At 66.5% G+C, this 25056-nt stretch carries 22 protein-coding genes and 3 tRNA genes; 23 read left to right on the plus strand and 2 right to left on the minus strand.

What is annotated here, in order from left to right; genetic code table 11:
* Positions 1 to 134 precede the first annotated feature (134 nt).
* Positions 135 to 2279: an ATP-dependent DNA helicase DinG gene (gene dinG, locus AX284_RS11230; RefSeq protein ID WP_068385466.1), complete on the plus strand. Its 2145-nt coding sequence runs from the start codon at positions 135 to 137 to the stop codon at positions 2277 to 2279.
* Between the two features lie 253 nt (positions 2280 to 2532).
* Entirely contained in the window at positions 2533 to 3678 is a 1146-nt protein-coding gene (locus AX284_RS11235) for a serine hydrolase domain-containing protein (RefSeq protein WP_068385469.1), read from the plus strand.
* 9 nt (positions 3679 to 3687) lie between these two features.
* Here AX284_RS11235 and AX284_RS11240 read toward each other — a convergent pair whose 3' ends face one another.
* Positions 3688 to 4281 carry an NYN domain-containing protein gene (locus tag AX284_RS11240; protein ID WP_017639689.1) on the minus strand — a complete coding sequence of 198 codons (594 nt, stop codon included), beginning with the start codon at positions 4279 to 4281 and terminating at the stop codon, positions 3688 to 3690.
* A gap of 255 nt (positions 4282 to 4536) precedes the next feature.
* The gene (locus AX284_RS11245; protein ID WP_017639690.1) at positions 4537 to 4956 is read right to left on the minus strand and encodes a hypothetical protein; all 420 of its coding nucleotides are present in this window, start codon (positions 4954 to 4956) and stop codon (positions 4537 to 4539) included.
* A gap of 307 nt (positions 4957 to 5263) precedes the next feature.
* Between AX284_RS11245 and AX284_RS11250 the strand changes: the two genes are divergently transcribed.
* From AX284_RS11250 to AX284_RS11350, 21 genes are all read left to right on the plus strand, one after another.
* Positions 5264 to 6109: an OmpA family protein gene (locus tag AX284_RS11250; RefSeq protein WP_068385472.1), complete on the plus strand. Its 846-nt coding sequence runs from the start codon at positions 5264 to 5266 to the stop codon at positions 6107 to 6109.
* A gap of 80 nt (positions 6110 to 6189) precedes the next feature.
* Positions 6190 to 6837 carry a pyridoxamine 5'-phosphate oxidase gene (gene pdxH, locus AX284_RS11255; protein WP_068385475.1) on the plus strand — a complete coding sequence of 216 codons (648 nt, stop codon included), beginning with the start codon at positions 6190 to 6192 and terminating at the stop codon, positions 6835 to 6837.
* A 132-nt stretch (positions 6838 to 6969) separates the two neighbouring features.
* Entirely contained in the window at positions 6970 to 7434 is a 465-nt protein-coding gene (locus AX284_RS11260; RefSeq protein ID WP_017639693.1) for a glycine zipper 2TM domain-containing protein, read from the plus strand.
* A gap of 186 nt (positions 7435 to 7620) precedes the next feature.
* Positions 7621 to 8841, plus strand: a complete 1221-nt coding sequence (locus AX284_RS11265) for an aspartate aminotransferase family protein (protein WP_017639694.1) — start codon at positions 7621 to 7623, stop codon at positions 8839 to 8841.
* Positions 8842 to 8903: 62 nt separating this feature from the next.
* Positions 8904 to 9923 (plus strand): arginine/ornithine succinyltransferase subunit alpha, encoded by a 1020-nt coding sequence (gene aruF, locus AX284_RS11270; protein WP_068385478.1) that lies wholly within the window; start codon positions 8904 to 8906, stop codon positions 9921 to 9923.
* 26 nt (positions 9924 to 9949) lie between these two features.
* Positions 9950 to 10957: an arginine N-succinyltransferase gene (gene astA, locus AX284_RS11275; protein WP_068385481.1), complete on the plus strand. Its 1008-nt coding sequence runs from the start codon at positions 9950 to 9952 to the stop codon at positions 10955 to 10957.
* 9 nt (positions 10958 to 10966) lie between these two features.
* A complete protein-coding gene (astD, locus tag AX284_RS11280; protein WP_068385484.1) occupies positions 10967 to 12430 on the plus strand; it encodes a succinylglutamate-semialdehyde dehydrogenase in 1464 nt (487 codons plus the stop codon).
* Complete coding sequence (gene astB / locus AX284_RS11285) at positions 12427 to 13788, plus strand: N-succinylarginine dihydrolase (RefSeq protein WP_068385487.1); 1362 nt, start codon at positions 12427 to 12429, stop codon at positions 13786 to 13788. Before astD ends, astB begins: the two co-directional genes overlap by 4 nt.
* Positions 13789 to 13802: 14 nt before the next feature.
* Positions 13803 to 14099: a hypothetical protein gene (locus AX284_RS11290; RefSeq protein WP_017639699.1), complete on the plus strand. Its 297-nt coding sequence runs from the start codon at positions 13803 to 13805 to the stop codon at positions 14097 to 14099.
* A gap of 37 nt (positions 14100 to 14136) precedes the next feature.
* Positions 14137 to 15144: a succinylglutamate desuccinylase gene (astE, locus tag AX284_RS11295; RefSeq protein ID WP_037063295.1), complete on the plus strand. Its 1008-nt coding sequence runs from the start codon at positions 14137 to 14139 to the stop codon at positions 15142 to 15144.
* 12 nt (positions 15145 to 15156) lie between these two features.
* A complete protein-coding gene (ltaE, locus tag AX284_RS11300; RefSeq protein WP_068385490.1) occupies positions 15157 to 16155 on the plus strand; it encodes a low-specificity L-threonine aldolase in 999 nt (332 codons plus the stop codon).
* A 185-nt stretch (positions 16156 to 16340) separates the two neighbouring features.
* Positions 16341 to 18965 carry an alanine--tRNA ligase gene (alaS, locus tag AX284_RS11305; protein ID WP_068385493.1) on the plus strand — a complete coding sequence of 875 codons (2625 nt, stop codon included), beginning with the start codon at positions 16341 to 16343 and terminating at the stop codon, positions 18963 to 18965.
* An 84-nt stretch (positions 18966 to 19049) separates the two neighbouring features.
* Complete coding sequence (locus tag AX284_RS11310; protein ID WP_068385496.1) at positions 19050 to 20285, plus strand: aspartate kinase; 1236 nt, start codon at positions 19050 to 19052, stop codon at positions 20283 to 20285.
* A 155-nt stretch (positions 20286 to 20440) separates the two neighbouring features.
* Positions 20441 to 20626 carry a carbon storage regulator CsrA gene (csrA, locus tag AX284_RS11315; RefSeq protein ID WP_007159101.1) on the plus strand — a complete coding sequence of 62 codons (186 nt, stop codon included), beginning with the start codon at positions 20441 to 20443 and terminating at the stop codon, positions 20624 to 20626.
* Between the two features lie 61 nt (positions 20627 to 20687).
* Positions 20688 to 20778 (plus strand) — tRNA-Ser (locus AX284_RS11320).
* Positions 20779 to 20884: 106 nt separating this feature from the next.
* Positions 20885 to 20961: transfer RNA gene (locus AX284_RS11325), tRNA-Arg, on the plus strand.
* 60 nt (positions 20962 to 21021) lie between these two features.
* Positions 21022 to 21098, plus strand: a tRNA-Arg gene (locus AX284_RS11330).
* Positions 21099 to 21240: 142 nt separating this feature from the next.
* A complete protein-coding gene (locus AX284_RS11335) occupies positions 21241 to 21681 on the plus strand; it encodes an acyl-CoA thioesterase (protein WP_068385500.1) in 441 nt (146 codons plus the stop codon).
* Between the two features lie 2 nt (positions 21682 to 21683).
* Positions 21684 to 22682: a tRNA dihydrouridine synthase gene (locus AX284_RS11340; protein WP_068385503.1), complete on the plus strand. Its 999-nt coding sequence runs from the start codon at positions 21684 to 21686 to the stop codon at positions 22680 to 22682.
* A gap of 154 nt (positions 22683 to 22836) precedes the next feature.
* Entirely contained in the window at positions 22837 to 24840 is a 2004-nt protein-coding gene (locus AX284_RS11345) for an FUSC family protein (RefSeq protein ID WP_068385506.1), read from the plus strand.
* Positions 24827 to 25030 carry a DUF1656 domain-containing protein gene (locus AX284_RS11350; RefSeq protein ID WP_017639707.1) on the plus strand — a complete coding sequence of 68 codons (204 nt, stop codon included), beginning with the start codon at positions 24827 to 24829 and terminating at the stop codon, positions 25028 to 25030. The genes AX284_RS11345 and AX284_RS11350 overlap by 14 nt, the downstream gene beginning before the upstream one ends.
* Positions 25031 to 25056 lie beyond the last annotated feature (26 nt).

Consider the following 25056-nt stretch of genomic DNA (forward strand, 5'->3'; position numbering starts at 1 on the left):
CGGCCTGCGACCACAACGTCGGGCGCATCCTGACGACAGGCGCGTTATCATAGCGCCCAAGATCCATTACTGTAGATGCATACAGCGCTCGTCCGCCGGACGTGGCGCTGCTTTGCCATCGCCCGGAACCAGGCATGCTCAGCACCGAACTCAAGACCCAGATCCAGGGCGCCTACACGCGTTTCCTCGAAGCCAAGTCGCTCAAGCCGCGCTACGGCCAGCGATTGATGATCGCGGAAACCGCCAAGGGCCTGGGCGCCATCGCCCAGGACGAGGAGGGCCATCGCGAAGGTGAGCCGGCCGTGGTGGCGGTGGAGGCGGGCACGGGTACCGGCAAGACCGTGGCCTACGCCCTGGCCGCCATCCCCGCGGCCAAGGCGGCTGGTAAGCGCTTGGTCATCGCCACGGCGACGGTGGCACTGCAGGAGCAGATCGTGCACAAGGACCTGCCGGACATCCTGCGCAACAGCGGGCTGTCCTTCAGCTTCGCCCTGGCCAAGGGCCGTGGCCGCTACCTGTGTCTGTCCAAGCTCGATATGCTGCTCCAGGAAGGCCAGGCGCAGAACGCCACCGCCCAGCTGTTCGCCGAGGATGGCTTCAAGATCGACGTGGACGAGGCGTCCAACGAATTGTTCGGCAAGATGATCGAGCGCCTGGCCGGCAATCGCTGGGACGGTGATCGCGACAGCTGGCCGGAAGCCATCGAGGACGTGCAGTGGTCGCGCATCACCACCGACCACAGCCAGTGCACCAATCGCCATTGCCCGAATTTCCAGCAGTGCGCCTTCTACCGGGCGCGCGAAGGCATGACCAAGGTCGATGTCATCGTCACCAACCATGACCTGGTACTGGCCGACCTGGCCCTGGGTGGCGGTGCCATCCTGCCGGATCCGCGCGACACCCTCTATGTGTTCGACGAAGGCCACCACCTGCCGGACAAGGCCATCGGCCACTTCGCCCATTTCACCCGGCTGAGATCCACCGCCGAGTGGCTGGAGCAGATCGCCAAGAATCTCACCAAGCTGTTGGCCCAGCACCCCCTGCCGGGCGATCTCGGCCGGCTGGTGGAGCAGGTGCCGGAGTTGGCGCGGGAAATCCGCACCCAGCAGCAATTCATGTTCACCGCCTGCGAGGCTCTGGCCGATTTCCGCGCCGGCGAGGACATGGAAGGCCGGGAACGGCCGCGCCACCGCTTCGTCGGCGGGGTCATTCCCGAAGACCTGCGGGAAATGGGCATCGAGCTCAAGAAAGGCTTCGCCAAGCTCACCGATCTGTTCACCCGCCTGACCGAGATGCTCAAGCAGGCCATGGACGGCGAGTCCAGCATTGGCCTCGCCAGCTACCAGGCCGAGGAGTGGTATCCGCTGTTCGGCAGTCTGCTGGCCCGCGCCCAGGGCAACTGGGAGCTGTGGACGGCCTTTACCTGCGAAGACCCGGAAGACAGCCCGCCCATGGCGCGCTGGATGACCCTGGCGGAAACGGGTTCGCTGTACGACATCGAGGTCAACGCCAGCCCCATCCTCGCCGCCGAGATGCTGCGGCGTCATCTGTGGAACGTCGCCTACGGCGCCCTGGTGACCTCGGCGACCCTGACCGCCCTGGGCACCTTCGACCGCTTCCGCATGAGATCAGGCCTGCCGCGCTCGGCGGCCACCGCCGTGGTGCCCAGCCCGTTCCGTCACGCCGAGGCCGGGGTGCTGCGGGTGCCGGATCTCAAGGCCGATCCGCGCAATGCGGCCGAGCACACCGCGGCCATCGTCCGCGAATTGCCGGCCATGCTGGAGGGCGCGCGTGGCGCCCTGGTGCTGTTTTCCTCGCGGCGGCAGATGCAGGACGTCTTCGACGGCCTGGAACGGGACTGGCGCAAGCGGGTGCTGATCCAGGGCAACCTGTCCAAGCAGGAGACCCTCAACAAGCACAGGAAGCGCGTCGATGACGGCGAGGCCAGCGTGCTGTTCGGTCTTGCCAGCTTTGCGGAAGGGGTCGACCTGCCCGGTGCCTACTGCGAGCACGTGGTCATCGCCAAGATCCCCTTCGCCGTGCCGGACGATCCGGTGGAAGCCGCCCTGGCCGAGTGGATCGAGGCTCGCGGTGGCAATCCCTTCATGGAGATCGCCGTGCCCGATGCCTCGCTGCGGCTGATCCAGGCCTGCGGTCGGTTGCTGCGTACCGAGCAGGACAGCGGCACCATCTCGCTGCTGGATCGCCGCCTGGTGACCCAGCGCTACGGCAAGGCCATCCTCAATGCGCTGCCGCCGTTCCGGCGGGAGATCCAGTAAGGGGTGGCCCTGGCTACGATAAGCCGTAGGTTGGGCTGAGACGGCTCTATCGTCGAAGCCCAACAGGCCTGACGCCGAGGCAATGGCCGTTGGGCTTCGCTACGCTCAACCCAACCTACCGCTGAACGCCTACGCAGACAGCTCCCACTCCCTCGGGGAGAGGGTTGGGGTGAGGGCGTCCCGCTTGGCGGTATGATCAACTGCCTGATCGTGGCCCCGTGCCCGGCAATACCTCATCTACCCAGGAAAACCCATGACCGTCCACGGCTATCACGACCTGAGATTCGAATCCGTCCGCGAGGCCTTCGCCGAGTTGCTGGCCGCCGGCCAGACCCGCGGGGCGGCGCTGTGCGTCCAGGTCGGTGGTGAAACCGTGCTGGATCTCTGGGGCGGGATGGCCGACAAGGACGGCCAGACGCCCTGGCACACCGATACCCTGCTCAATCTGTTCTCCTGCACCAAGGCCTTCACCACGGTGGCGGCGTTGCAGTTGGTGGAGGAGGGCAAGCTGGCCCTCGATGCCCCGGTCGCCGAACGCTGGCCGGCATTCGCTGCGGCCGGCAAGGCCGACATCACTCTGCGCCATTTGCTTAGTCATCGCTCCGGCGTCTCCGCCTTGCGCGAACGCCTGGCGGGTGACGCCCTGTACGACTGGGACACCATGACCGCCGCGGTCGCCGCCGAGGCACCCTGGTGGACGCCCGGCACCGCCCATGGCTATGCCCCTATCACCTTTGGCTGGCTGCTGGGTGAACTGATCCGTCGCGCCGACGGCCGTGGCCCGGGCGAGGCCATCGTGGCCCGGACCGCCGAGCGCCTGGATCTGGATTTCCACATCGGTCTGCCGGCGAGCGAAGACGAGCGCGTCGCCCATATCGTACGCGGCAAGGGGGTGCTGGGTGATGCCGCCGCGCAGCGCCTGCTCAAGACCACCATGAGCGATCCGGGCGCCTTGCCGACCCTGGCCTTTGGCAATCCATCCGGCGTGCTCACCAGCACCAACAAGGCGGAGTGGCGCCGCTTCCATCAGCCGGCCGCCAACGGCCACGGCCATGCACGCAGCCTGGCCGGCTTCTATGCCGGCCTGCTGGCTGGCGATCTGCTGGAATGGGAGACCTTGAGCGAGGCTTTGGTGGAGCACAGTCAGGGCGAAGACCGTACGCTCTTGACGCCGACCCGCTTCGGCCTAGGCTTCATGCTCGATCAACCGGACCAGGCCAACGCCACCTATGGCCTCGGGCCTCAGGCCTTCGGCCATCCGGGGGCGGGCGGCTCGACCGGCTTCGCCGATCCGGAGCGCGAGGTGGCCTTCGGCTTCGTCACCAACACCCTGGGACCCTATGTATTGATGGATCCGCGCGCCCAGGCCCTGGCACGCGCGGTAGGGGAGTGTCTTTGAGGCGCTGGGCTAGCGGGCGATGGCCGTCTCGATGTCCTTGAATTCGATCACCCGGACATAGGGCGCGATCTCGCCGCTGATAGAGAAGTGCGCGCCGATCACCGTGACCTCCACGCCTTCGTTTTCCACCAGGTATTGCACCACCTCGTGGAAATCGCCGTCGCCCGCCACCAGGTAGAGCTTCTTCCAGCCGCGCTTGGCATGGGAGCGCATCAGGTTGAAGGCCAGGCCGACATCGACGCCTTTCTGGCTCTTGGTGGTGTACTGCTCGCCCGTCACCGGATGCAGGATCGGCCCTCCGCCCGCCGAGGTAGGCCATTCGTGGGCCTTGCTCTGCAGCCAGTAGAGCTTGACCCTCAGGCCTGCACCCTTGGGCGGCGCCGAGCTGAGAAACTTGTTGAAGTTGGTCTGGGCGACGGTGGGCGGGTCGCTATCGCAGTTGAAGTAGTAGGCGTCGCCTATGGGTTCGCCCGCATCCTCTTCGATGAAGAGCCGTAGTTTGAGATAGTCGAATTTGGCGCCGTATACCGAGCCGTTCCAGGCGCTCAGGGCGTAGGCACCGTCGACAAACCAGGCGACGCCCGTTCGAGTTGTAGTTGCCATCGTATTGCTGGGACCAGGTCTTTTACCGTTGATGGGCGCACACCCGCACGCGGGATGCGCGGCGTCTATTGTGGGCTTAATTCCCGGTTTTCGCTGCAGCTAACGAGCGGCATCTTCCGATACCGCGAGCTAGAGCGGCTGCGGACGGGGGAGCGGACGGGGGAGCGGCCTTTGGATCGCCGTTTGCGTCGTGCCAGGTCGCCAGCGCCCGCATGATCGCCTAGCCATCGCGGGTGACAACTGGCATAGGTGAGGTCACGTCACAGTGGCTTCCCGCCCATCGTTGGCGTGGGCTGCATCGACGATCAGCGCCGGCTGCAGCAGCCGGATTCGTGGTGCCACATGGTAGGCCCCGTCGTCGTTATGCCTCAGGTAGAGACGCTGGCAGCCCAGGCACCGCCATAGCGTGCTCTGGTTGTAGGGATGGAAGCGCGGAGCGATGGGGGCGGCATTCGACCAGTAGTGGGTGCCTGCCGGATGATACTCCTCGAGGATCGCCTCCTCAGGCGCGTGGCGCCCCAGGGTGCCGATCTGCGCAAAGTCCGTTTCCCGGTAGCCCACCGGCCAGGCGGTCCATCCCGAAAGATCCCGCTGCTGGCAGCGGCACGCCTGCGTGATGGCGTCGGACCTGGCGGCCAGGTCCTTGAGCGTCGCGACATCGACGAAGCCTTCCATGATCAAGCCTCCTGCTGGCCTGGTGCCTTTGCTGGAAACGGATGCGGACTCACGGCTGACCCCTCTTGTCGCTTCGGGCCCTCGGAGAACCATCGAGTGAGGTACGCAGGACCGAGCGGATTTTCCCCTTGTCTTGAGCAAGGACACGCCACTGGTCGGCATACACGCAAATTTCGTGACTCCACCGCTTTGCCCGGCGTAGGTTTGCGGCCACAATCTCGAAACTACTTTAAGTTCACTCATGCCGCCGGCTCTGGCCGGGGCATTGATTCACTCTGTCCTCCGGCTCGCCGATGGGAAACTTTGCATGAAGCTGATCAAATCCACCACCCTCATTCTCTGCATGGGCGTATCTGCCTGCAGTTCCTTCCAGGGCACTGGCGACCAGGCCACTGCGCCTGCCAAGCCAGGCACTGCTCAAGCCAGCACCGCCGCCAACGGCGGACACTGGTGGTGGCCGTTCGGCGGTAGCGACAAGGCTGCCGAACCGGTCAAGCCGGTGGCCAAGGCCGCCGAGCCCAAGGCCGACACCAAGGTCGTGGCGAAGGCACCGGCGGCCAAGCCGGAGCAGGCCGCTGCGGCGGGTGAGAAGGGCGGTCACTGGTGGTGGCCCTTCGGTAGCGAAGACGTCAAGCCCGTCGCCAAGGCGGAAGCGCTCAAGCCGGTACCGGTCAAGGTCAGCAAGGCCTGGCTGGACGAGCACGAGCAGAAGCTGCGCGTGGCCGTGGCCGGCAGCAACGTCAAGGTCGAACGTCGCGATGATGCGCTGGTGCTGGTGGCGCCGGTCGATAGCTCCTTCAACCCGGATCGCGCCGAGATGCTGCTGCCGGTGATGCTCGGCCCACTGTCGCGCTCGGCCAAGTCGGTGAGCGTGGACGAAGACAGCGCCGTCATCGTGCTCGGTTTCAGCGACAGCACCGGTGCCGCGGCGCTCAACGACAAGATCAGCCTGCAGCGCGCCCAGGCCGTGGCGGCCATCTTCCGTCTCAGCGGCTACAGCGGCAATCGCCTGATCGTGCGTGGCCTGGCCGCCGCTCATCCGCGTGCCGACAACACCACCGCCGCCGGCCGTGCTGTCAATCGCCGGGTCGAGGTGCTGATCCAGCCGCGCGCGACCGTGCTGGCCAGCCTGCAGTCCTTGGCGGCGCGCTAGCTACAAAGCTTGTCCTGAAGCAGGCGAGCCAGGCGGGACTTGGTTAAGCTAGGTCGATACCGACCTAGCAGGAGACTTCCATGTCACCGTCCCTCGCCGATATGCGTCGCGACTACACCCGCGACGGCCTGACCGAAGCCCAGGCACCCGCGGATCCCTATGCCCTATTCGGGCAGTGGTTCGAAGAGGCGGTACGCACCGAGCAGCCGCCCGTCGAAGCCAACGCCTGCTGGCTGGCTACCGTCGATGACGAGGGGCAGCCCCATTGCCGCGTGCTGTTGCTCAAGGGCGTCGATCCCCAGGGCTTCGTCTTCTACACCAATTACGACAGCGCCAAGGGCCAACAAATGGCCAGGCAGCCGCGCGCGGCCATGACCTTCTTCTGGCCGGCGCTGGAACGCCAGGTGCGCATCGAAGGCCTGGTGGAGCAGGTGTCGGTCGAGGAGTCCGACGCCTACTACCGGGTCCGCCCACTGGGTAGTCGCCTGGGGGCCTGGGCCTCGCCGCAGAGCCAGGTCATCGCCGACCGTCACGAACTGGAGCAGCGTCTGGCCACGGTGCAACAGCGCTTCGCCGACGGCGAGCCGAGCCGACCGCCGTTCTGGGGTGGCTATCGCCTGAGGCCCCAGCGCATCGAATTCTGGCAGGGCCGCTCCAGTCGCCTCCATGATCGGCTGGACTACCAGCGCCTCGACGGTGAGTGGCAGCGCCAGCGCCTGGCGCCTTAAGGCGTTCGCAAGGTACCCGGGTTACAGTCACCGGAAACCTCCCTGGATGCCCTGGGTCAAGGATAATAGCGATCTGCGCCTGCATCCTTGTGGGTGCGGCCAGTGTCTTTCAACTGCCCTTGGAGTTGCCCCATGAACAGAGTCCTTCAGCTCGCCGCCTCCCTGACCGCCGTCGCCCTGCTGGCCGGCTGCGCCTCGGATCAGTCCGGCGACGTCTATTCGCGTGACGAGGCCCGGCAGGTGCAGACGGTCCGTACCGGTACCATCACCGCCCTGCGTCCGGTCACCATCGAGGGCACCAAGTCGCCCATCGGGGCCGGGGCTGGTGCCGTGGTCGGCGGTATTGGCGGGAGTGCCATCGGCGGTGGCCGTGGCAGTTTCGTGACCGCCATCATCGGTGCGGTGGCGGGCGGCCTGCTGGGCTCGGCCACCGAAGAGGGCTTTACCAAGGCCAACGGCGTTGAGATCACCGTGAAGGAAGATGACGGCGGCTCGCGTGCCTATGTGCAGGCGGTCAACAAGGGTGAGATCTTCCGCGTCGGCGAGCGGGTGCGCATCCTGACCGTCAACGGCACCAGCCGCGTCGCGCCCAACTGATTTCTCGGGCGTACCGGAAGGTACGTCCTTGCCCTTCCAGAGCGGGTGTCCGAATCGCTAGACTGCGAGTCGGACGCCCGTTTGCGTTTTCGCCCGTAAATAGTTGTCGCCTGGGCGCAATGCCGCGCCCGGAGGTCGTCCTACAATCCCCCTCAGTCACCGCCGTGATCGGCAGGAGAAACCCCGATGTCCGCTTCTCAACCCAACGTGCAACGCGCCGCCTTCGATGAGGTGATGGTCCCGACCTACGCCCCTGCCGCGTTCATTCCGGTGCGAGGAGAGGGCTCCCGCGTCTGGGACCAGGCCGATCGCGAGTACGTGGATTTCGCCGGCGGCATCGCCGTCAGCGCCCTGGGCCATGGCCATCCGGCGCTGATCAACGCCCTGACCGAGCAGGCCGGCAAGCTCTGGCACGTCTCCAACATCTACACCAACGAGCCCGCCCTGCGTCTGGCGCGCAAGCTGGTGGATCACACCTTCGCCGACCGGGTGTTCTTCGCCAACTCCGGCGCCGAAGCCAACGAGGCGGCCTGCAAGCTGGCCCGGCGCTATGGCCATGACGTCAGCGGAGGCAGCCGCTACGAGATCGTCGCCGCCACCAACAGCTTCCACGGCCGTACCCTGTTCACCGTCAGCGTCGGTGGCCAGCCCAAGTATTCCGATGGTTTCGGTCCCAAGATCGAAGGCATCCGCCATGTGCCCTTCAACGACCTGGCCGCTCTCGAAGCCGTGGTGTCGGACAAGACCTGCGCCGTCATCCTCGAACCCATCCAGGGCGAGGGCGGCGTACTGCCGGCCGACCAGGCCTACCTCGAAGGCGCCCGCCGCCTGTGCGACGCCCAGGGCGCGCTGCTGATCTTCGACGAGGTGCAGAGCGGCGTCGGTCGTAGCGGTCATCTCTATGCCTACCAGCACTATGGCGTGGTGCCGGACATCCTCACCACCGCCAAGAGCATCGGCGGTGGCTTCCCGCTGGCGGCCATGCTGACCACCGACAAGGTCGCCCAGCATTTCAGCGCGGGCGTGCATGGCAGCACCTACGGCGGCAATCCGCTGGGCTGCGCCGTCGGCGCCGCGCTGCTGGACATCGTCGCCACGCCGGAAACCCTGGCTGGCGTAGCCGCTCGCCATCAGCGCTTTGTCGCCGGCCTGGAGCAGCTCAACGCCCGCTATAGCCTATTCGAGCAGGTTCGCGGCCTGGGTCTGCTGATCGGCGCGGTGCTCAACGACAGCTGGAAGGGGCGTGCCAAAGACATCGTCACCGCCGCCAACGAGGAAGGCCTGATGATCCTCCAGGCCGGCCCGGACGTGCTGCGCATGGCGCCAAGCCTGATCATCCCCGAGGCCGACATCGACGAAGGCCTGGCCCGCCTGGATCGCGCCCTGGCGCGCCTCACCCAAGGCTAATCTCCGGACGCGGGACGCGTACCGCTGGCATCCAGGGATGGATCCGTACACAAGGAGTTCTCATGCTGGTAATGCGCCCTGCGCGCGCGGCGGATCTGCCCCTGGTCCAGCGGCTCGCCGCGGATAGCCCGGTTGGCGTCACCTCGCTGCCCGACAACCCCGAACGGTTGCGCGACAAGATCCGCACCTCGGAGTCGTCGCTGGCGGCCGAGGTGGGCTTTCATGGCGAGGAGAGCTATTTCTTCGTGCTCGAAGACACCACCAGCGGCGAGCTGCTGGGCTGTTCGGCCATCGTCGCCTCGGCGGGCTTCTCCGAACCCTTCTACAGCTTTCGCAACGAGACCTTCATCCATGCCTCGCGCGAGCTGAAGATCCACAACAAGGTGCATGTGCTGTCGCTCTGTCACGACCTGACCGGCAACAGCGTGCTGAGCAGCTTCTACGTCCAGCGCCCGCTGCTCGACACCCCCCACGCCGAACTCAACTCCCGTGCCCGGCTGCTGTTCATGGCCGCCCACCCGGCGCGTTTCGCCGAGACGGTGGTGGTGGAGATCGTCGGCCTGGCGGACGATGACGGCGAATCGCCGTTCTGGAACGGGGTAGGGCGCAACTTCTTCGACCTGGACTACACCACCGCCGAGCGGCTGTCCGGGCAGAGGAGCCGCACCTTTCTCGCCGAGTTGATGCCGACCTATCCGCTCTATGTGCCCCTGCTGCCCGACAGTGCTCAGGAAGCCATGGGCCAGGTGCACCCGCGCGCGCAGATCACCTTCGACATCCTCAGTCGCGAAGGCTTCGAGACCGACAACTACATCGACATCTTCGATGGCGGCCCGACCTTGCACGCCCGCACCACGGCCATCCGGTCCATCGCCGAGAGCCGTCTCGCACCGGTGAGCGAAGGCGCAGCAGCGCCCGAGGACGCGCCCTGGTTCCTGATCGCCAACGATGGCCTGGAGAACTTCCGGGCGCTGGCCACGCCACTGAGCTGGGCTCCCGGTGAGTCCGTCGTCCTTTCCCCCGAGCAGATCGCCACCCTGGAGATCGCCGAAGGCGACCGGGTTCGTCTGGTAGCGCTGTAGCCGACCCTAGCGTCTTTGGAGGTCCGATGATCGTCCGTCCCGTTACCCGTGCCGATGTGCCCGCGCTGCTGCAACTGGCGCAAGCGGCCGGTGCCGGTCTCACCACGCTGCCCGCCAGCGAAGAACGCTTGGCGCAGCGGGTGGAAAACGCCGAACGCAGTTTCCTGCAGCAGGCGCAGCCTGCCGATGCCGACTATCTCTTTGCCCTGGAAGACGAGGGTGAGGTCATCGGCATCGCCGGGATCGCCGCCGCCCTGGGGCTGCGCGAGCCCTGGTACAACTACCGGGTCGGCCTGACGGTGAGCGCCTCGCGTGAACTGGACATCCACCGGCAGATTCCCACGCTGTTCCTGGCCAACGACATGACCGGCAGCTCCGAGCTCTGCTCGCTGTTCCTGCGCGCCGATCGCCGTGGTGGGGCCGCCGGGAGGCTGCTGTCCAAGTCGCGCTTCCTGTTCATCGCCGAGTTTCGCGAGCTGTTCGCCGAGCGCATCATCGCCGAATTGCGCGGCATGTCCGACGGTAACGGCCAGTCGCCGTTCTGGGAGGGCCTGGGCCGGCATTTCTTCAAGATGGAATTCTCCCAGGCGGACTATCTCACCGGCATCGGCAACCGCGGCTTCATCGCCGAACTCATGCCGCGCTTTCCGCTGTACACCTGCTTCCTGTCGCAAGAGGCGCGTCAGGTGATCGGGCGGGTGCACCCGGACACCGAGGCGGCTCGTCGGCTGCTGGAGGCCGAGGGCTTCAACTACCAGGGCTACGTCGACATCTTCGACGCTGGCCCGACCCTGGAGGCGGAAACCACCAAGGTGCGGGCGATCCGTGACAGCCAGCGCCTGGTGCTGGCGGTGGGTACGCCTGGCGATGACGCCGAGGTCTATCTGATCCACAACCGCAAATGTCAGGACTGCCGCATCACCAGCGCCCGTGCTCGCCTGGCCGCCGGCACCCTGGTGGTCGACCTGGCCACCGCCCGCGAGCTGCGGCTGATGGCCGGCGCCCAGGTGCGCGCCGTGCGCCTGATGCCTTGAGGAGACGTCATGGATAGCCTCTATATCGCTGGTCAGTGGCGCCCCGGGCGGGGCGAGGTATTCAGCTCCGTCGATCCCTATGACGGCATCCCGCTCTGGCAGGGCGCGGCGGCGGACGCGGACGACGTCGATCAGGCCCTTGCCGCCGCGCGCGAGGCCTTTCCGACCTGGGAAAGCCGCGGGCCGGCCGCTCGTCTGGCCATCCTGCAGGCCTTTGCCCAGGTGCTGCAGGCTCGCCGTGCAACCTTGGGGCGCGCCCTGGCCGAGGAGACCGGCAAACCCCTGTGGGAAGCCGATACCGAGATCGGCAGCATGATCGCCAAGGTGGCCATCTCCGCCCAGGCGGAAGCCGCGCGCAGCGGCGAACGTGCGGCGACGGTAGCCGATGCCCGCAGCGTGACGCGCCATCGTCCTCATGGCGTCCTGGCGGTCTTTGGCCCCTACAACTTTCCCGGCCATCTGCCCAATGGGCATATCGTGCCGGCGCTGCTGGCCGGCAATACGCTGGTGTTCAAGCCTAGCGAGCTGACGCCGCGCTTCGCTGCCCTGACCCTGGATTGCTGGATCGCCGCCGGGCTGCCAGCGGGCGTGCTCAACCTGATTCAAGGGGGGCGCGCCACGGGTGAGGCCCTGGCCGCGCATCCCGGTCTGGACGGTATCCTCTTCACCGGTTCCAGCGCCACGGGCGCGGCCCTGCACCGCCTCAATGCGGACCGTCCGCAGCGGCTGCTGGCCCTGGAGATGGGCGGCAACAATCCGCTGGTGGTGGAGCCGGTGGCCGATCTGGACGCCGCCGTGGTGACCATCGTTCAGTCGGCCTTCCTTTCCGCCGGGCAGCGCTGCACCTGTGCCCGTCGCCTGCTCGTGCCCCAGGGTGACTGGGGCGATGCGCTGCTGGCGCGTCTGGCAAGCGTCAGCGCGGGTCTCAGTACCGGCCGCTTCGACGCCGATCCGGCGCCTTTCATGGGCACCGTCATCTCCCTCGCCGCTGCCCAGACTCTGCTGCGGACTCAGGCCCAGCGCCTGGCGCAGGGTGGCCGCGCGCTGCTGGAGATGCGTCAGCCGGATGCGACGCGCGCGCTGCTTACCCCGGGCATCCTCGATGTCTCGGGGATCCCTGAATTGCCCGACGAGGAAGTCTTCGGTCCGCTGCTGCAGGTCCAGCGCTATACGGACTTCGACCATGCCCTGGCGCTGGCCAACGCCACCCGCTTCGGCCTCGCGGCCGGGTTGCTGGCCGACGATCCGGCCACCTACGAACGGTTCTGGCAGGGCGTGCGCGCCGGCATCGTCAACTGGAATCGTCCGCTTACCGGGGCGGCCAGCGCGTCGCCCTTCGGCGGCGTCGGCGCCTCCGGCAATCATCGTCCCAGCGCCTACTACGCCGCGGATTACTGCGCCTTCCCGGTCGCCTCGCTGGAGAGCGACGCCCTGAGCCTGCCTGCCCAATTGCCCCCAGGATTACACCTATGAGTCACCTCGCTCTCGCTGCTCGGGAGGTCAATTTCGACGGCCTGGTCGGTCCGACCCACAACTATGCGGGCCTGTCCTATGGCAACGTGGCCTCCCAGGCCAGCAAGCAGCAGTGTTCGAATCCGCGCGAGGCGGCACGTCAGGGCCTGGCCAAGATGCAGGCGCTGATGGAGCTGGGTTTCGAGCAGGGGGTCCTCGCGCCCCACGAGCGGCCCGACATCGCCTCTCTGCGCCGCCTGGGCTTCGCCGGCAGTGATACCCAGGTGCTGGAAAGCGCCGCGCGCGAAGCCTTGCCGCTGCTGCTGTCCGCCAGCTCCGCCTCGGCCATGTGGACCGCCAACGCCGCCACCGTCAGCCCGAGCGCCGACACCCATGATGGCCGGGTGCATTTCACCCCGGCCAACCTGGCCTGCAAATTTCACCGCAGCCTCGAACCGACCACCACGGCGCGCATCCTCCAGGCGATGTTCCGCGATCCCGCGCATTTCCAGCACCATGCGCCACTGCCCTCGGTGGCCCAGTTCGGCGACGAGGGCGCGGCCAACCACACCCGCTTCAGCCACGACCACGGCGCCCCGGGCGTGGAGTTCTTCGTCTTTGGCCGTAGCGCCTTCGATCCGCGCTATCCCGAGCCCCATCGCTATCCGGCGCGCCAGACCCTGGAAGCCTCCCAGGCCATCGCCCGGCTGCACGGGCTGAGCGAGGAGGGCGTGGTGTTCGCCCAGCAGAATCCGGCGGTGGTGGACCAGGGCGTCTTCCACAACGACGTCATCTCGGTGGGCAACGCCCAGGTGCTGTTCCATCACGAAGACGCCTTTCTCGACAGCGACCGCGTGCTGGACGAACTGCAAGGCAAGCTCGCCCGGCGCGGCGGCCAGCTGCAGCGTCTCTGCGTGCGCCGCAGTGAGATCAGCGTCGGTGACGCCGTGCGTTCCTACCTGTTCAACAGCCAGTTGCTGGATCGGCCGGGGCAGGGCGCGCTGCTGGTGGTACCCGACGAGTGCCGGCAGAATCCGGCGGTGTGGGACTACCTGCAGGCCCAGGTCAATAGCGCGGGGCCCCTGGGCGAGGTCAAGGTGTTCGACCTCAAGCAAAGCATGCAGAACGGCGGCGGACCCGCCTGCCTGCGGTTGCGGGTGGCCCTCAAGCCCGACGAACTGGAGGCGGTGAATCCAGGGGTGCGCTTCACGCCGACGCTGCACACCCAACTGCTCGACTGGGTGGATCGCCACTACCGCGACCGCCTGGCGCCTGCGGATCTCGCCGATCCTCAACTGCTGGACGAGGTCCGCACTGCCCTCGACGAGCTGACCCAGTTGCTGGGCCTCGGCTCGGTCTATCCCTTTCAATTGACCTGACGTCCGGAGTTCCCATGAGCAACCGTCTCGACCTGATCCTCGAACCTACCGCCGACGAGCAGCAGACGCTGCAAGTCCAGCGCCTGGCCATCCGCCTGGCCGGCCGCGACCTCTGGCTGGAAGCCGACGGCAGCGGCGGTCTCAACATCTTCGCCGACTCCCAGGACGACGAAGAACAGACCCCGGTCCTGGTGCTGCGGCCCCAGGCCCTCAATGCCCTGGGCCTGTCCATCGCCCTGGAAACCTTCGCCGACGAAGGCGATGAGAATCATGTGCATGACGCCGATTGCGGTTGCGGCCACGATCATTGAGTATCTAGCTCCGACACGTCGCTCAGCGGAGTAGAGCATGGCTGCATCTGAACGTTATCGGTTGGCGCTTGGCCGCCTGCTGGACCTGACCCTGGCCGGCCGCGAGCCGACCGAGAAGATTCAACTGACTGCCGACGGCACCCGTCTCCACTGGCTGACCGAAGGCGTGCTGGAAGTCACTCCGCCGGTGGCGCGCGACAACCACCTGGACCTGCTGCTCTCGGCGGGTATCCATGGCAACGAGACGGCGCCCATGGAGCTGCTCGACGAGTTGCTCGGCGGCATCGCCAGCGGAGCCCTGCGTCCTGCCTGCCGAATGCTGTTCATGTTCGGCAATCCCGATGCTATGCGCCGCGGCACCCGCTATGTCGAGCAGGATCTGAATCGCTTGTTCAACGGTCGCCATGCCCAGGCCGAAGGCTCCGAGGCCCAACGTGCCAACGATCTCGAGCGCCTGTCCGCGCAGTTCTTCAGCAAGCCTGATCGGGCCCGACTGCACTACGACCTGCACACCGCGCTGCGCGCCTCGGCGCTGCCGCGCTTCGCCCTCTATCCCTGGAGTGCCGGGCGCGAGCATTCGGAAGCCGAGTTGCAGCGCCTGGAAGCCGCCGGCATCGAAGCCGTGCTGCTCTATGACAAACCCGGTATCACCTTCAGCGCCTACACCTACGCCGAATGCCAGGCCGAAGCCCTGACCCTGGAGCTGGGCCAGGCCCGTCCCTTCGGCGAGAACAGCGAACTCGACCTGAGCCGCCTGCGGCTGCTGCTCGAAGCCCTGATCGAAGGCCGTGAAGCCGAACTGCCGCCGCCGGATTCCTCGCTGCTGAGATTCCGGGTCGCGCGCCAGGTGTACAAGTCCAGTCCGCGCTTCCAGCTGCACCTGGCCGACGACGTGGCCAACTTCTCGCCGCTGCGCCAGGGTTCGCTGCTGGCCGAGGATGGCAGCGAGCGCTGGATCGTCGACGAGGCCGAGGCGCGCATCATCTTCCCCAACCCCAAGGTCGCCGTCGGCCTGCGGGCCGGGCTCATCGTGGTCCCGGCATAAGGAGCGGCCTGCATGATCGATCTGCGCAGCGATACCGTCACCCAGCCCACGCCGGCCATGCGCCAGGCGATGCTGGACGCCGAACTCGGCGATGACGTCTATGGCGAAGACCCGACTGTCACCCGGCTGGAGCAGCGTCTGGCGGGCGATCTCGGCCTGGAGGCCGGACTCTTCGTGCCCAGCGGCACCATGAGCAATCTGCTCGGCCTGCTGGCGCACTGCGAGCGGGGCGACGAATACCTCGTCGGCCAGCAGGCCCACACCTACAAGTACGAAGGCGGGGGCGCCGCGGTGCTCGGCTCCATCCAGCCGCAGCCCATCGAGATGGCGGCCGACGGCAGCCTGGACCTAGATCTCGTGCGCAGCTACATCAAGGCCGATGACTTCCACTTCGCCCGCACGCGATTGCTGGCGCTGGAGAACACCATGCACGGCAAGGTCCTGCCGCTGGCCTATCTGGCGGCGGCAAGGGCCTTCACCCGGGAGCACGGCTTGGCCCTGCACCTGGACGGCGCGCGGCTGTACAACGCCGCGGTCAAGCTGGGCGTACCGGTGCGCGAGATCAGCCAGCATTTCGATTCGGTGTCGATCTGCCTGTCCAAGGGCCTCGGTGCGCCGGTGGGTTCGGTGCTCTGCGGCGATGCTGCCCTGGTCGCCAAGGCGCGTCGCTGGCGCAAGGTGGTCGGTGGCGGTATGCGCCAGGCCGGCATTCTGGCTGCGGCGGGGCTGCATGCCCTCGATCACCAGGTCGAGCGTCTGGCCGAAGACCACGCCCATGCCGCCCGGCTCGGCACTGCCCTGGCCGAACTCGGCTACCAGGTGGAGCCGGTGCAGACCAACATGGTCTACGTCGCCATGGGTAACGAAGCACCCGCCCTGCAGGCCTTCCTCGCCGAGCGCGGCATCCGCATCAGTCCGGCTCCACGCCTGCGGCTGGTCACCCATCTGGACGTCAGCGCCGCCGATATCGAGGCGGCCGTCGCCGCTTTCGCCGCCTACCGCCGCCGCTAAGTCTTCCGACGACGTTTTTCCTGCGCAACCGGGGCGACACCGGGGCGCAGGCGTCGATATACTCCCAGGCATGCGTGTCCGTTTTCCGCACGTGCCGCGTCTGCGGCGCCCGCTCCGTTCGTCTCGTCTGCGATCCAGTCGGATGCCCGTCACGCGCGTCGAAAAGCCCATTGTCTGGAATGAATATGAAAAGCGCCGAAATCCGTGAAGCCTTCCTCCGCTTCTTCGAAGAGAAGGGGCACACCCGGGTCGCCTCCAGTTCGCTGATCCCCGCGAACGATCCGACCCTGCTGTTCACCAACGCCGGGATGAACCAGTTCAAGGACTGCTTCCTCGGCATGGAAAAGCGCAGCTACACCCGCGCCGCCACCAGCCAGAAGTGCGTGCGCGCGGGCGGCAAGCACAACGACCTGGAGAACGTCGGTTACACGGCGCGTCACCACACCTTCTTCGAGATGCTGGGCAACTTCAGCTTCGGCGACTACTTCAAGCGCGACGCCATCACCTTCGCCTGGGAATTCCTCACCTCGCCCCAGTGGCTGGGTCTGCCCCGGGAAAAGCTCTGGGTCACCGTCTACGCCACCGATGACGAGGCCTACGACATCTGGACCAAGGAAGTCGGGGTGCCCGCGGCGCAGATGGTGCGCATCGGCGACAACAAGGGCGCGCCCTATGCGTCGGACAACTTCTGGACCATGGGTGACACCGGTCCCTGCGGTCCCTGCACCGAGATCTTCTTCGACCATGGCCCCGAGATCTGGGGCGGCCCGCCCGGTTCGCCGGAAGAAGACGGCGATCGCTACATCGAGATCTGGAACAACGTCTTCATGCAGTTCAACCGCACCGCCGATGGCGTCCTGCATCCGCTGCCGGCGCCCAGCGTCGACACCGGCATGGGTCTGGAGCGGGTGAGCGCCGTGCTGCAGCACGTGCATTCGAACTACGAGATCGACCTGTTCCAGCAGCTGCTGGCAGCCTCCGCCGAGGCCATCGGTTGCGCCAACGACGACGCCCCGTCGCTCAAGGTGGTGGCCGACCACATCCGCTCCTGCAGCTTCCTGATCGCCGATGGCGTGCTGCCGTCCAACGAAGGCCGTGGCTATGTGCTGCGCCGCATCATTCGCCGCGCCTGCCGCCACGGCAACAAGCTGGGCGCCAAGGGCACCTTCTTCCACCAGATCGTCGCCGCCCTGGTGGCCGAGATGGGTCAGGCCTATCCCGAGCTGGTCCAGCAGCAGGCCCACATCGAGCGTGTGCTGCGTACCGAGGAAGAGCAGTTCGCCAAGACCCTGGAGCAGGGCCTGAAGATCCTCGAACAGGATCTGGCGCAGCTGCAGGGCGACACCATCCCCGGCGACGTGGTGTTCAAGCTCTATGACACCTACGGCTTCCCGGTCGACCTGACCAACGACATCGCCCGCGAGCGCAACCTGAATCTCGACGAGGCCGGCTTCGAACGCGAGATGGAGGCCCAGCGCGAGCGGGCCCGTTCCGCGAGCGCCTTTGGCGTGGACTACAACAGCCTGGTCAAGGTCGAGGGCGAAACCCGCTTCCTGGGCTACGACACCACCAGCGCCTCGGGCACCATCGTCGCCCTGTACCGTGCCGGTCAGCCAGTGGACAGCCTGGCCGAAGGCGAAGAGGGCGTGGTCATCCTCGACCAGACACCGTTCTACGGTGAATCCGGTGGCCAGGTCGGCGATACCGGTTTCCTGGAAAGCGCCGGCGTTGGCTTTGCCGTGCGCGACACCACCAAGACCCAGGGCGCCTTCCTGCACCATGGCGTGGTGACCAAGGGCAGCCTCAACGTCGGCACCGCGCTCATGGCCCAGGTGGATGCCGGTCGCCGCCAGGGTATCGCCCTGAACCACTCCGGTACCCACCTGCTGCACGCCGCGCTGCGCCAGGTGCTGGGCGACCATGTCCACCAGAAGGGCTCCCTGGTCAACGACCAGCGCCTGAGATTCGACTTCAGCCACTTCGAGGCCATCAGGCCCGAGGAGCTCAAGCGCATCGAGACCATCGTCAACGAAGAGATCCGCAAGAACAGCGCGGTGACCACCGAGGTCATGGCCATCGACGAGGCCAAGGCCCGTGGCGCCATGGCGCTGTTCGGCGAGAAGTACAGCGACGTGGTACGCGTGGTCGGCATGGGCGGTGAATTCTCCGTCGAGCTGTGCGGCGGTACCCACGTCGCCCAGACCGGCGACATCGGCCTGCTCAAGCTGGTCAGCGAAGGTGGCGTGGCCTCCGGCGTACGCCGCGTGGAAGCCATCACCGGCACCGCGGCCCTGGCCTACCTCAACGGCGCCGAGGAGCAACTGCGCGAAGCCGCCAGCCTGCTCAAGGGCAGTCGCGACAACGTGCTGGACAAGCTGGCCGCGCTGGTCGAGCGCAATCGCCAGCTGGAGAAGGAAATCGAGCAGCTCAAGGCCAAGGCCGCCAGTGCCTCGGCCGGTGACCTGGTGGACCAGGCGCAGGATGTGAAGGGCGCCAAGGTGCTCACCGCGCGTCTCGACGGCCTCGACGGCAAGGCGCTGCTGGCGCTGGTCGACCAGCTCAAGAACAAGCTGGGCAGCGGCATGATCCTGCTCGGTGGCGAAGCCGACGGCAAGGTGGTGCTGGTGGCCGGCGTCACCGCCGACCTGACCGCCAAGCTCAAGGCCGGCGAGCTGATGAAGCGCGCCGCGGCCGTGGTCGGGGGCAAGGGCGGTGGTCGTCCTGACATGGCCCAGGGCGGCGGCACCGATGCCAGCCAGCTCGCAGCGGCCCTGGCCTGTGCCGGCCAGTACGCCGAGGAAAGCCTCTAAGAGCGCTGCGGGTCGCCGGGGAGGGCGGCCCGCTTCCTCCCTCAACAACATGAATCAGATTTTTCTGCGGACGGGCAGCAAGCAATGGCATTGATCGTACAGAAATTCGGCGGTACCTCGGTGGGTACGGTGGAGCGTATCGAGCAGGTCGCCGACAAGGTGAAACGCTTCCATGAAGCGGGCGACCAGATCGTCGTGGTGGTGTCGGCCATGAGTGGCGAGACCAACCGCCTGATCGGCCTCGCCAAGCAGATCATGGAGCAACCCGATCCGCGCGAGCTGGATGTCATGGTCTCCACCGGCGAGCAGGTCACCATCGGTCTGCTGACCATGGCGCTGCTCAAGCGCGGCGTCCAGGCGGTCTCCTACACGGGCAGCCAGGTGCGCATCCTCACCGACAGCGCCCACACCAAGGCGCGCATCCAGCAGATCGACGATGCCCGCATCCGCGCCGACCTCAAGGCGCGCAAGGTCGTGGTCGTAGCCGGCTTCCAGGGCGTCGACGAGCAGGGCAACATCACCACCCTGGGCCGTGGTGGCTCCGACACCACGGGCGTGGCCCTGGCGGCCGCGCTGAAGGCCGACGAATGCCAGATCTACACCGACGTCGACGGCGTCTACACCACCGATCCGCGCGTGGTGCCCCAGGCCCAGCGCCTGGACAAGATCACCTTCGAGGAAATGCTGGAAATGGCCAGCCTCGGCTCCAAGGTGCTGCAGATCCGCTCGGTGGAATTCGCCGGTAAATACAACGTGCCGCTGCGCGTGCTGCACAGCTTTCAGGAGGGTCCGGGCACCCTCATTACCCTTGATGAAGAGGAATCCATGGAACAGCCGATCATCTCCGGCATTGCCTTCAACCGTGACGAAGCCAAGCTGACCATTCGCGGTGTGCCGGATACCCCCGGCGTGGCCTTCAAGATCCTCGGCCCGATCAGCGCGGCCAACATCGAAGTCGACATGATCGTGCAGAACGTCGCACACGATAACACCACCGACTTCACCTTCACCGTGCACCGCAACGACTACCAGGCGGCCCTGGAGATCCTCAAGCGCACCGGTGTCGAGATCGGTGCCCGTGAGTCCGTGGGCGATATCAAGATCGCCAAGGTCTCCATCGTCGGCGTCGGCATGAGATCCCACGCCGGCGTGGCTAGCCAGATGTTCGAAGCCCTGGCCAAGGAGAGCATCAACATCCAGATGATCTCCACCTCCGAGATCAAGGTGTCGGTGGTCATCGAGGAGAAATACCTCGAGCTGGCCGTTCGCGCGCTGCACACCGCTTTCGAGCTCGACGCCCCCGCACGCGGCGCCGAGTGACCCGCCAAGCGAGGTCCCTGCCACAGGGGCCTCATCTATCGCGGCTCTTGCGGAACTTTACTTGCATGGACAGAGGTCAATAGCGACTAGAGGGTCCATTCAGGGATCGTTTCGGTTCATACGTGCAGACTGAGTTAAAGCTTAAGGAGAATGGAATGCTTATTTTGACTCGTCGGGTTGGTGAGACCCTGATGGTGGGTGACGAAGTCACCGTGACGGTACTGGGAGTCAAGGGCAACCAGGTCCGCATTGGCGTCAATGCACCCAAGGAAGTCGCGGTTCATCGCGAGGAAATCTACCAGCGCATCCAGAAGGAAAAGGACCAAGAACCAAACCACTGATTTTTTTTGAATTTTTCTCTTTGCAAACGGGCAAACCTTCGATATAGTTTCGCCCCGTTGCGGTGAGGTGGCCGAGTGGCCGAAGGCGCTCCCCTGCTAAGGGAGTACACCTCAAAAGGGTGTCGAGGGTTCGAATCCCTCCCTCACCGCCATTTGCTTCAAACTGGCTCCGCTGTACTGACCAAATGGTAAGTACCTGATAAACAAGCAAATTTGCTTGACACGTCAGAAACGGAAGCTAGAATACGCAGCTTCAACGCACTCGTAGCTCAGCTGGATAGAGTACTCGGCTACGAACCGAGCGGTCGGAGGTTCGAATCCTCCCGAGTGCGCCAAATCGACGAAGCCTCTGGCTTCAGCAGTACCAGCGGTGTTCTGGCTAAACTCACCGAAACGCACTCGTAGCTCAGCTGGATAGAGTACTCGGCTACGAACCGAGCGGTCGGAGGTTCGAATCCTCCCGAGTGCGCCAAACATGAAGAAGGGCCTGCAGCGATGCAGGCCCTTTTTTATTGTCCGCGGATTCATGCCAGTATCCGCGACCGATGACCTGGCCAGGATCCCGTTCGGCCTGGCCTTCCGTCTTTCGACCTTGCCCGCGAGAGGGTCTCATCATGCAGTGGGACAGACCGACGCCCCATCTCCTGCCGCTGCGCATCGGCGCCGAGCACATTGATGGCCTGGGCCATGCCAACAATGCCGTCTACGTGAGCTGGCTCGAACAGTGTGCCTGGCAGCACTCGGCTGCACTGGGCTTGGATCTCGCCACCTTCCAGCGCCTGGACCGTGCCATGGCCGTGGTGCGCCACGAGATCGACTACCTCAGCAGTGGTTACCAGGACGACGAACTGATGCTGGGCACCTGGCTGGTGGACTGGGATCGCCGCCTGCGCATGACCCGCCAGTTTCAGCTGCAGCGCCCGGCGGATGGCGTGACCCTGTTGCGCGCCCGGACGACCTTCGTCTGCATCGAGCTGTCCTCCGGCAAGCCCAAGCGCATGCCACCCGAGTTCCTGGCCGGCTATGGCCAGGCGCTGCCCAACGAGGACGTCTGAGCATGGAGATCGCCCTGGCGCCCATGGAGGGCCTCGTCGACGACATCCTGCGCGAATTGCTGACCGAGGTCGGCGGGCTCGACTGGTGCGTGAGCGAATTCATTCGCGTCTGCGATCGCCTGCTGCCGGCAGCGGCCTTCGCCAAGCTGGCTCCGGAGCTGGGGCAGGGCGCGCGGACACCTTCGGGTACCCCCATGCGGGTGCAATTGCTGGGCTCGGATCCAGCCTGCCTGGCCGACAACGCAGCCTTCGCCTGCACCCTGGGCGCACCGGTGATCGACCTCAACTTCGGCTGCCCGGCCAAGACCGTGAACAAGTCCCGCGGCGGCGCGGTGCTGCTCAAGGAGCCGGAACTGCTCAACCGGATCGTCGAGAGCGTGCGTCAGGCCGTTCCGGCGCACATTCCGGTCACCGCCAAGATGCGCCTGGGCTATGACAGTCCGAACAGCGCTCTGGCCTGCGCCGAGGCCCTGGCGGAAGGCGGCGCGGCGCAACTGGTGGTCCATGCACGAACCAAGGTCGAGGGCTATCGGCCGCCGGCGCACTGGGAGTGGGTGGCGCGGGTGGCCGACCGGGTGTCCGTACCGGTGCTGGCCAATGGCGAGATCTGGACTCTGGATGATTACTGGCGCTGCCGCAGTGTCAGCGGTCAGGCCTCGGTCATGCTGGGCCGCGGCCTGGTCTCGCGACCGGATCTGGCGCTGCAGATCGCCGCTGCCGTACGCGGCGAGGAGACGGCTGCGCAAAGCTGGGCCGAGATCCTGCCGCGAGTGCAGCGCTTCTGGGTCATGGCGCAGCGCAAGCTGGCGCCGCGCTACGCCCCAGGGCGCCTCAAGCAGTGGCTGGGCATGCTGACGCGCAGCTATCCCGAGGCGGCGGCTCTGTTCGCCCAGGTGCGGCGTGAATCCGACTGCGCCCTGATCGACCGCCTGCTCGGCATGGCTGGACAAAACCCGGGCAATCTTGATCTCGATCAAGAACGCCGGCTGCAACTCGTCTAGTCTGCAGGGAGTGGTGACGACGGAGCGTCGTCGCTCGAGCACGCAAGGCACTTCAGGCGACCCCCGGGTCGCCTTTTTTTCGTCCGGGCGACCCGCTGGAACTTCGCCCGGGTCGCGCGGCCTATGCTGGATCCCCTGCAGACCAAGAGCCGACGTGCGCCTACCCTGGACGGTCTTTCTCGCACCCACGCCGGCGGCGCTCCTCTTTGCCGGCAAGACCCTGTTCGCCGCCGGACTGGCGCTCTGGCTGGCCTTTCGTTTCAGCCTCGAGCAACCAGTCTGGGCCTGCATGACGGTGATGATCGTCTCCCAGCCGCTGTCCGGCATGGTGCTGGCCAAGGGATTGTTCCGCCTGCTCGGCACCCTCGCTGGCACCTGCATGGCGGTGGTACTCATGGGCTTCTTCGCCCAGACGCCCTGGCTGTTCCTGTTGGCCCTGGCGGGTTGGATGGCCCTCTGCACGGCCGCCTCGACCCTGCTGCGCAACCATGTCGCCTATGGCTTCGTCCTGGCCGGCTATACGGTGGCGATCATCGGTCTGCCCGCCATCGCCCATCCGCTGACGGTGTTCGACCAGGCGGTGGCCCGCTGTACCGAGATCTGCCTGGGCATCGTCGTGGCCTCGGCGGTCAGCGCGCTGTTCTGGCCGCAGCGCGTGGAGCAGAATCTGGCCGCTCAGGCGCGGCGCACCTGGGAGCAGGGCGTGGCCGCCGCGCGGGCGGAGCTGGCGGAGGCCCAGGACGCCACCCAGGGCCTGCTGGCCATGCTCGGCCAGGTGGTGGCGGTGGACGCCCAGCGCGACCATGCCTGGTTCGAAGGCCAGCGTGGCCGGCAGCGTGCCCGGGCGCTGCGCCTGCTCTCGCGCGACCTGCTCAGCCTGCTGCGCACCGCTCGCGGCGCCATGCGCCAGTGGCGTGGCCTGGACGAGTCGCGAAGGGGCGCGCTGCAGCCCTGGCGCGACGAACTGCTGGTGACCCTGGCCGACCCCCAGGCTCCCGCTCTGGAGGCCCTCCTGCAGCGTCTGCGAGAGGCTGCCGGCACCGCCCCGGAGCTGGACAACGACCAGCGCTACCTGCTGGCCCGCTTCGCAATCCTGCTGGACAAGATTTTGCTCGCCGGTCGAGCCCTGGACAGCGTCCATACGGCGCAGCTCAGCGCCGTGGCGCCCTCGGCATTGGCCCGCCATCGCGATGTCCAGACGGCGCTGCTCTATGGCCTGCGCAGCGCCTGTGCGCTGCTGGCCGTGGGCGTCTTCTGGCTGGCCAGTGCCTGGCCCTCGGCGCCGGGTGCCATGCTCATGGCCGGCGTCATCTGCAGTCTGTTCGCCAATCGCGACAACGCCGCGACCATAGGTCTCGGGTTCCTGCGCGGCATCCTCTATGCCGCACCGGTCGCCATCCTCGTCAGCCAGGTGCTGTTGCCGCAGATCAGTGGCTATCCGCTGCTGTGCCTGGTACTGGGGGTGCCGCTGTTCTTTGCCGCCCTGGGGATGGCCGGTCCACCCAGCGTGGTGGGCACCGCGACGGCCTTCGCCATCCACCTGCTGGTGCTGGTTTCGCCCAACAATCACGGCCAGGTGGAAATGGGCGCCTTGCTCAACCAGTTGCAGAGTCTGCTGATCGGGGTGGGCGCGGCGGTGCTGATGTTCCGGCTGATCAGCCTGCGGACGCCGCGGCGTACCAGTCGCCGGATCCTGGAGGCCACCACCTACGACCTGCAGCGACTGACCAGGGTCCCTCTGGCCAATGCCGAGACCTGGTTCGGTGGACGCATGGCGGATCGCCTGTTGCTGCTGGCGCGGCATATCGATCAGCTGTCGGCGGGCGAGCGCGGGCGCTGGGAGCAGGGATTGCTGGCGCTGGACCTGGGCAACGAATTGCTGCACCTGCGCGCCTGCCTGGCCGATGCCCAGGGCGAGGTGGCGCGGGCGCGGGATGCCTTTCTCGCGCGCTTTGCCGAACAGCTGGAAGTGGGCTTCGGTGACCTCCAGCCGGGCGCGCTGGACGCCGCAGCGGAGCGTTTGCGCCAGGCGCTGGACCAGGCGCCGGACGATGAGCCGCATCGACTGGCGCGCGGTGCCATCGGCCAGCTCCAGCAGACCTGGCGCAGCTGTTGTCTAGAGGCGGTAGTGGAGGAGGGCGCGGATGAATCTGCATGAATGGGCCATCGGCGGGGTCTACCTGGGGCCGCTGTTCGTCTATGGCGTCCTGGCGCTATTGCTGACGGCCCTCTCGCTGTGGCTGTTGCAGCGCAGCGGCCTCGGCCGCCATCTCTGGCACGGCGCCCTGTTCGGCTGCGCGCTGTTCGTGCTCTGGCTGGCCGGCATCGTGGCCGTGCTGGCCACCTGAGCCCTATGACAAGAGGATCGCAAAGG

It is taken from the genome of Pseudomonas sp. HUK17 (genome assembly GCF_001566765.1).

Excerpts from the sequence above, each read along its gene's own strand:
- astB (WP_068385487.1), top strand. The coding sequence starts at position 12,427 with ATGAGTCACCTCGCTCTCGCTGCTCGGGAGGTCAATTTCGACGGCCTG.
- astD (WP_068385484.1), top strand. The coding sequence starts at position 10,967 with ATGGATAGCCTCTATATCGCTGGTCAGTGGCGCCCCGGGCGGGGCGAG.
- ltaE (WP_068385490.1), top strand. The coding sequence starts at position 15,157 with ATGATCGATCTGCGCAGCGATACCGTCACCCAGCCCACGCCGGCCATG.
- AX284_RS11250 (WP_068385472.1), top strand. The coding sequence starts at position 5,264 with ATGAAGCTGATCAAATCCACCACCCTCATTCTCTGCATGGGCGTATCT.
- AX284_RS11335 (WP_068385500.1), top strand. The coding sequence starts at position 21,241 with ATGCAGTGGGACAGACCGACGCCCCATCTCCTGCCGCTGCGCATCGGC.
- AX284_RS11310 (WP_068385496.1), top strand. The coding sequence starts at position 19,050 with ATGGCATTGATCGTACAGAAATTCGGCGGTACCTCGGTGGGTACGGTG.
- AX284_RS11240 (WP_017639689.1), bottom strand. The coding sequence starts at position 4,281 with ATGGCAACTACAACTCGAACGGGCGTCGCCTGGTTTGTCGACGGTGCC.
- AX284_RS11235 (WP_068385469.1), top strand. The coding sequence starts at position 2,533 with ATGACCGTCCACGGCTATCACGACCTGAGATTCGAATCCGTCCGCGAG.
- AX284_RS11245 (WP_017639690.1), bottom strand. The coding sequence starts at position 4,956 with ATGGAAGGCTTCGTCGATGTCGCGACGCTCAAGGACCTGGCCGCCAGG.
- csrA (WP_007159101.1), top strand. The coding sequence starts at position 20,441 with ATGCTTATTTTGACTCGTCGGGTTGGTGAGACCCTGATGGTGGGTGAC.
- AX284_RS11290 (WP_017639699.1), top strand. The coding sequence starts at position 13,803 with ATGAGCAACCGTCTCGACCTGATCCTCGAACCTACCGCCGACGAGCAG.
- alaS (WP_068385493.1), top strand. The coding sequence starts at position 16,341 with ATGAAAAGCGCCGAAATCCGTGAAGCCTTCCTCCGCTTCTTCGAAGAG.
- AX284_RS11340 (WP_068385503.1), top strand. The coding sequence starts at position 21,684 with ATGGAGATCGCCCTGGCGCCCATGGAGGGCCTCGTCGACGACATCCTG.
- astE (WP_037063295.1), top strand. The coding sequence starts at position 14,137 with ATGGCTGCATCTGAACGTTATCGGTTGGCGCTTGGCCGCCTGCTGGAC.
- astA (WP_068385481.1), top strand. The coding sequence starts at position 9,950 with ATGATCGTCCGTCCCGTTACCCGTGCCGATGTGCCCGCGCTGCTGCAA.
- aruF (WP_068385478.1), top strand. The coding sequence starts at position 8,904 with ATGCTGGTAATGCGCCCTGCGCGCGCGGCGGATCTGCCCCTGGTCCAG.
- AX284_RS11260 (WP_017639693.1), top strand. The coding sequence starts at position 6,970 with ATGAACAGAGTCCTTCAGCTCGCCGCCTCCCTGACCGCCGTCGCCCTG.
- pdxH (WP_068385475.1), top strand. The coding sequence starts at position 6,190 with ATGTCACCGTCCCTCGCCGATATGCGTCGCGACTACACCCGCGACGGC.
- AX284_RS11350 (WP_017639707.1), top strand. The coding sequence starts at position 24,827 with ATGAATCTGCATGAATGGGCCATCGGCGGGGTCTACCTGGGGCCGCTG.
- AX284_RS11265 (WP_017639694.1), top strand. The coding sequence starts at position 7,621 with ATGTCCGCTTCTCAACCCAACGTGCAACGCGCCGCCTTCGATGAGGTG.
- dinG (WP_068385466.1), top strand. The coding sequence starts at position 135 with ATGCTCAGCACCGAACTCAAGACCCAGATCCAGGGCGCCTACACGCGT.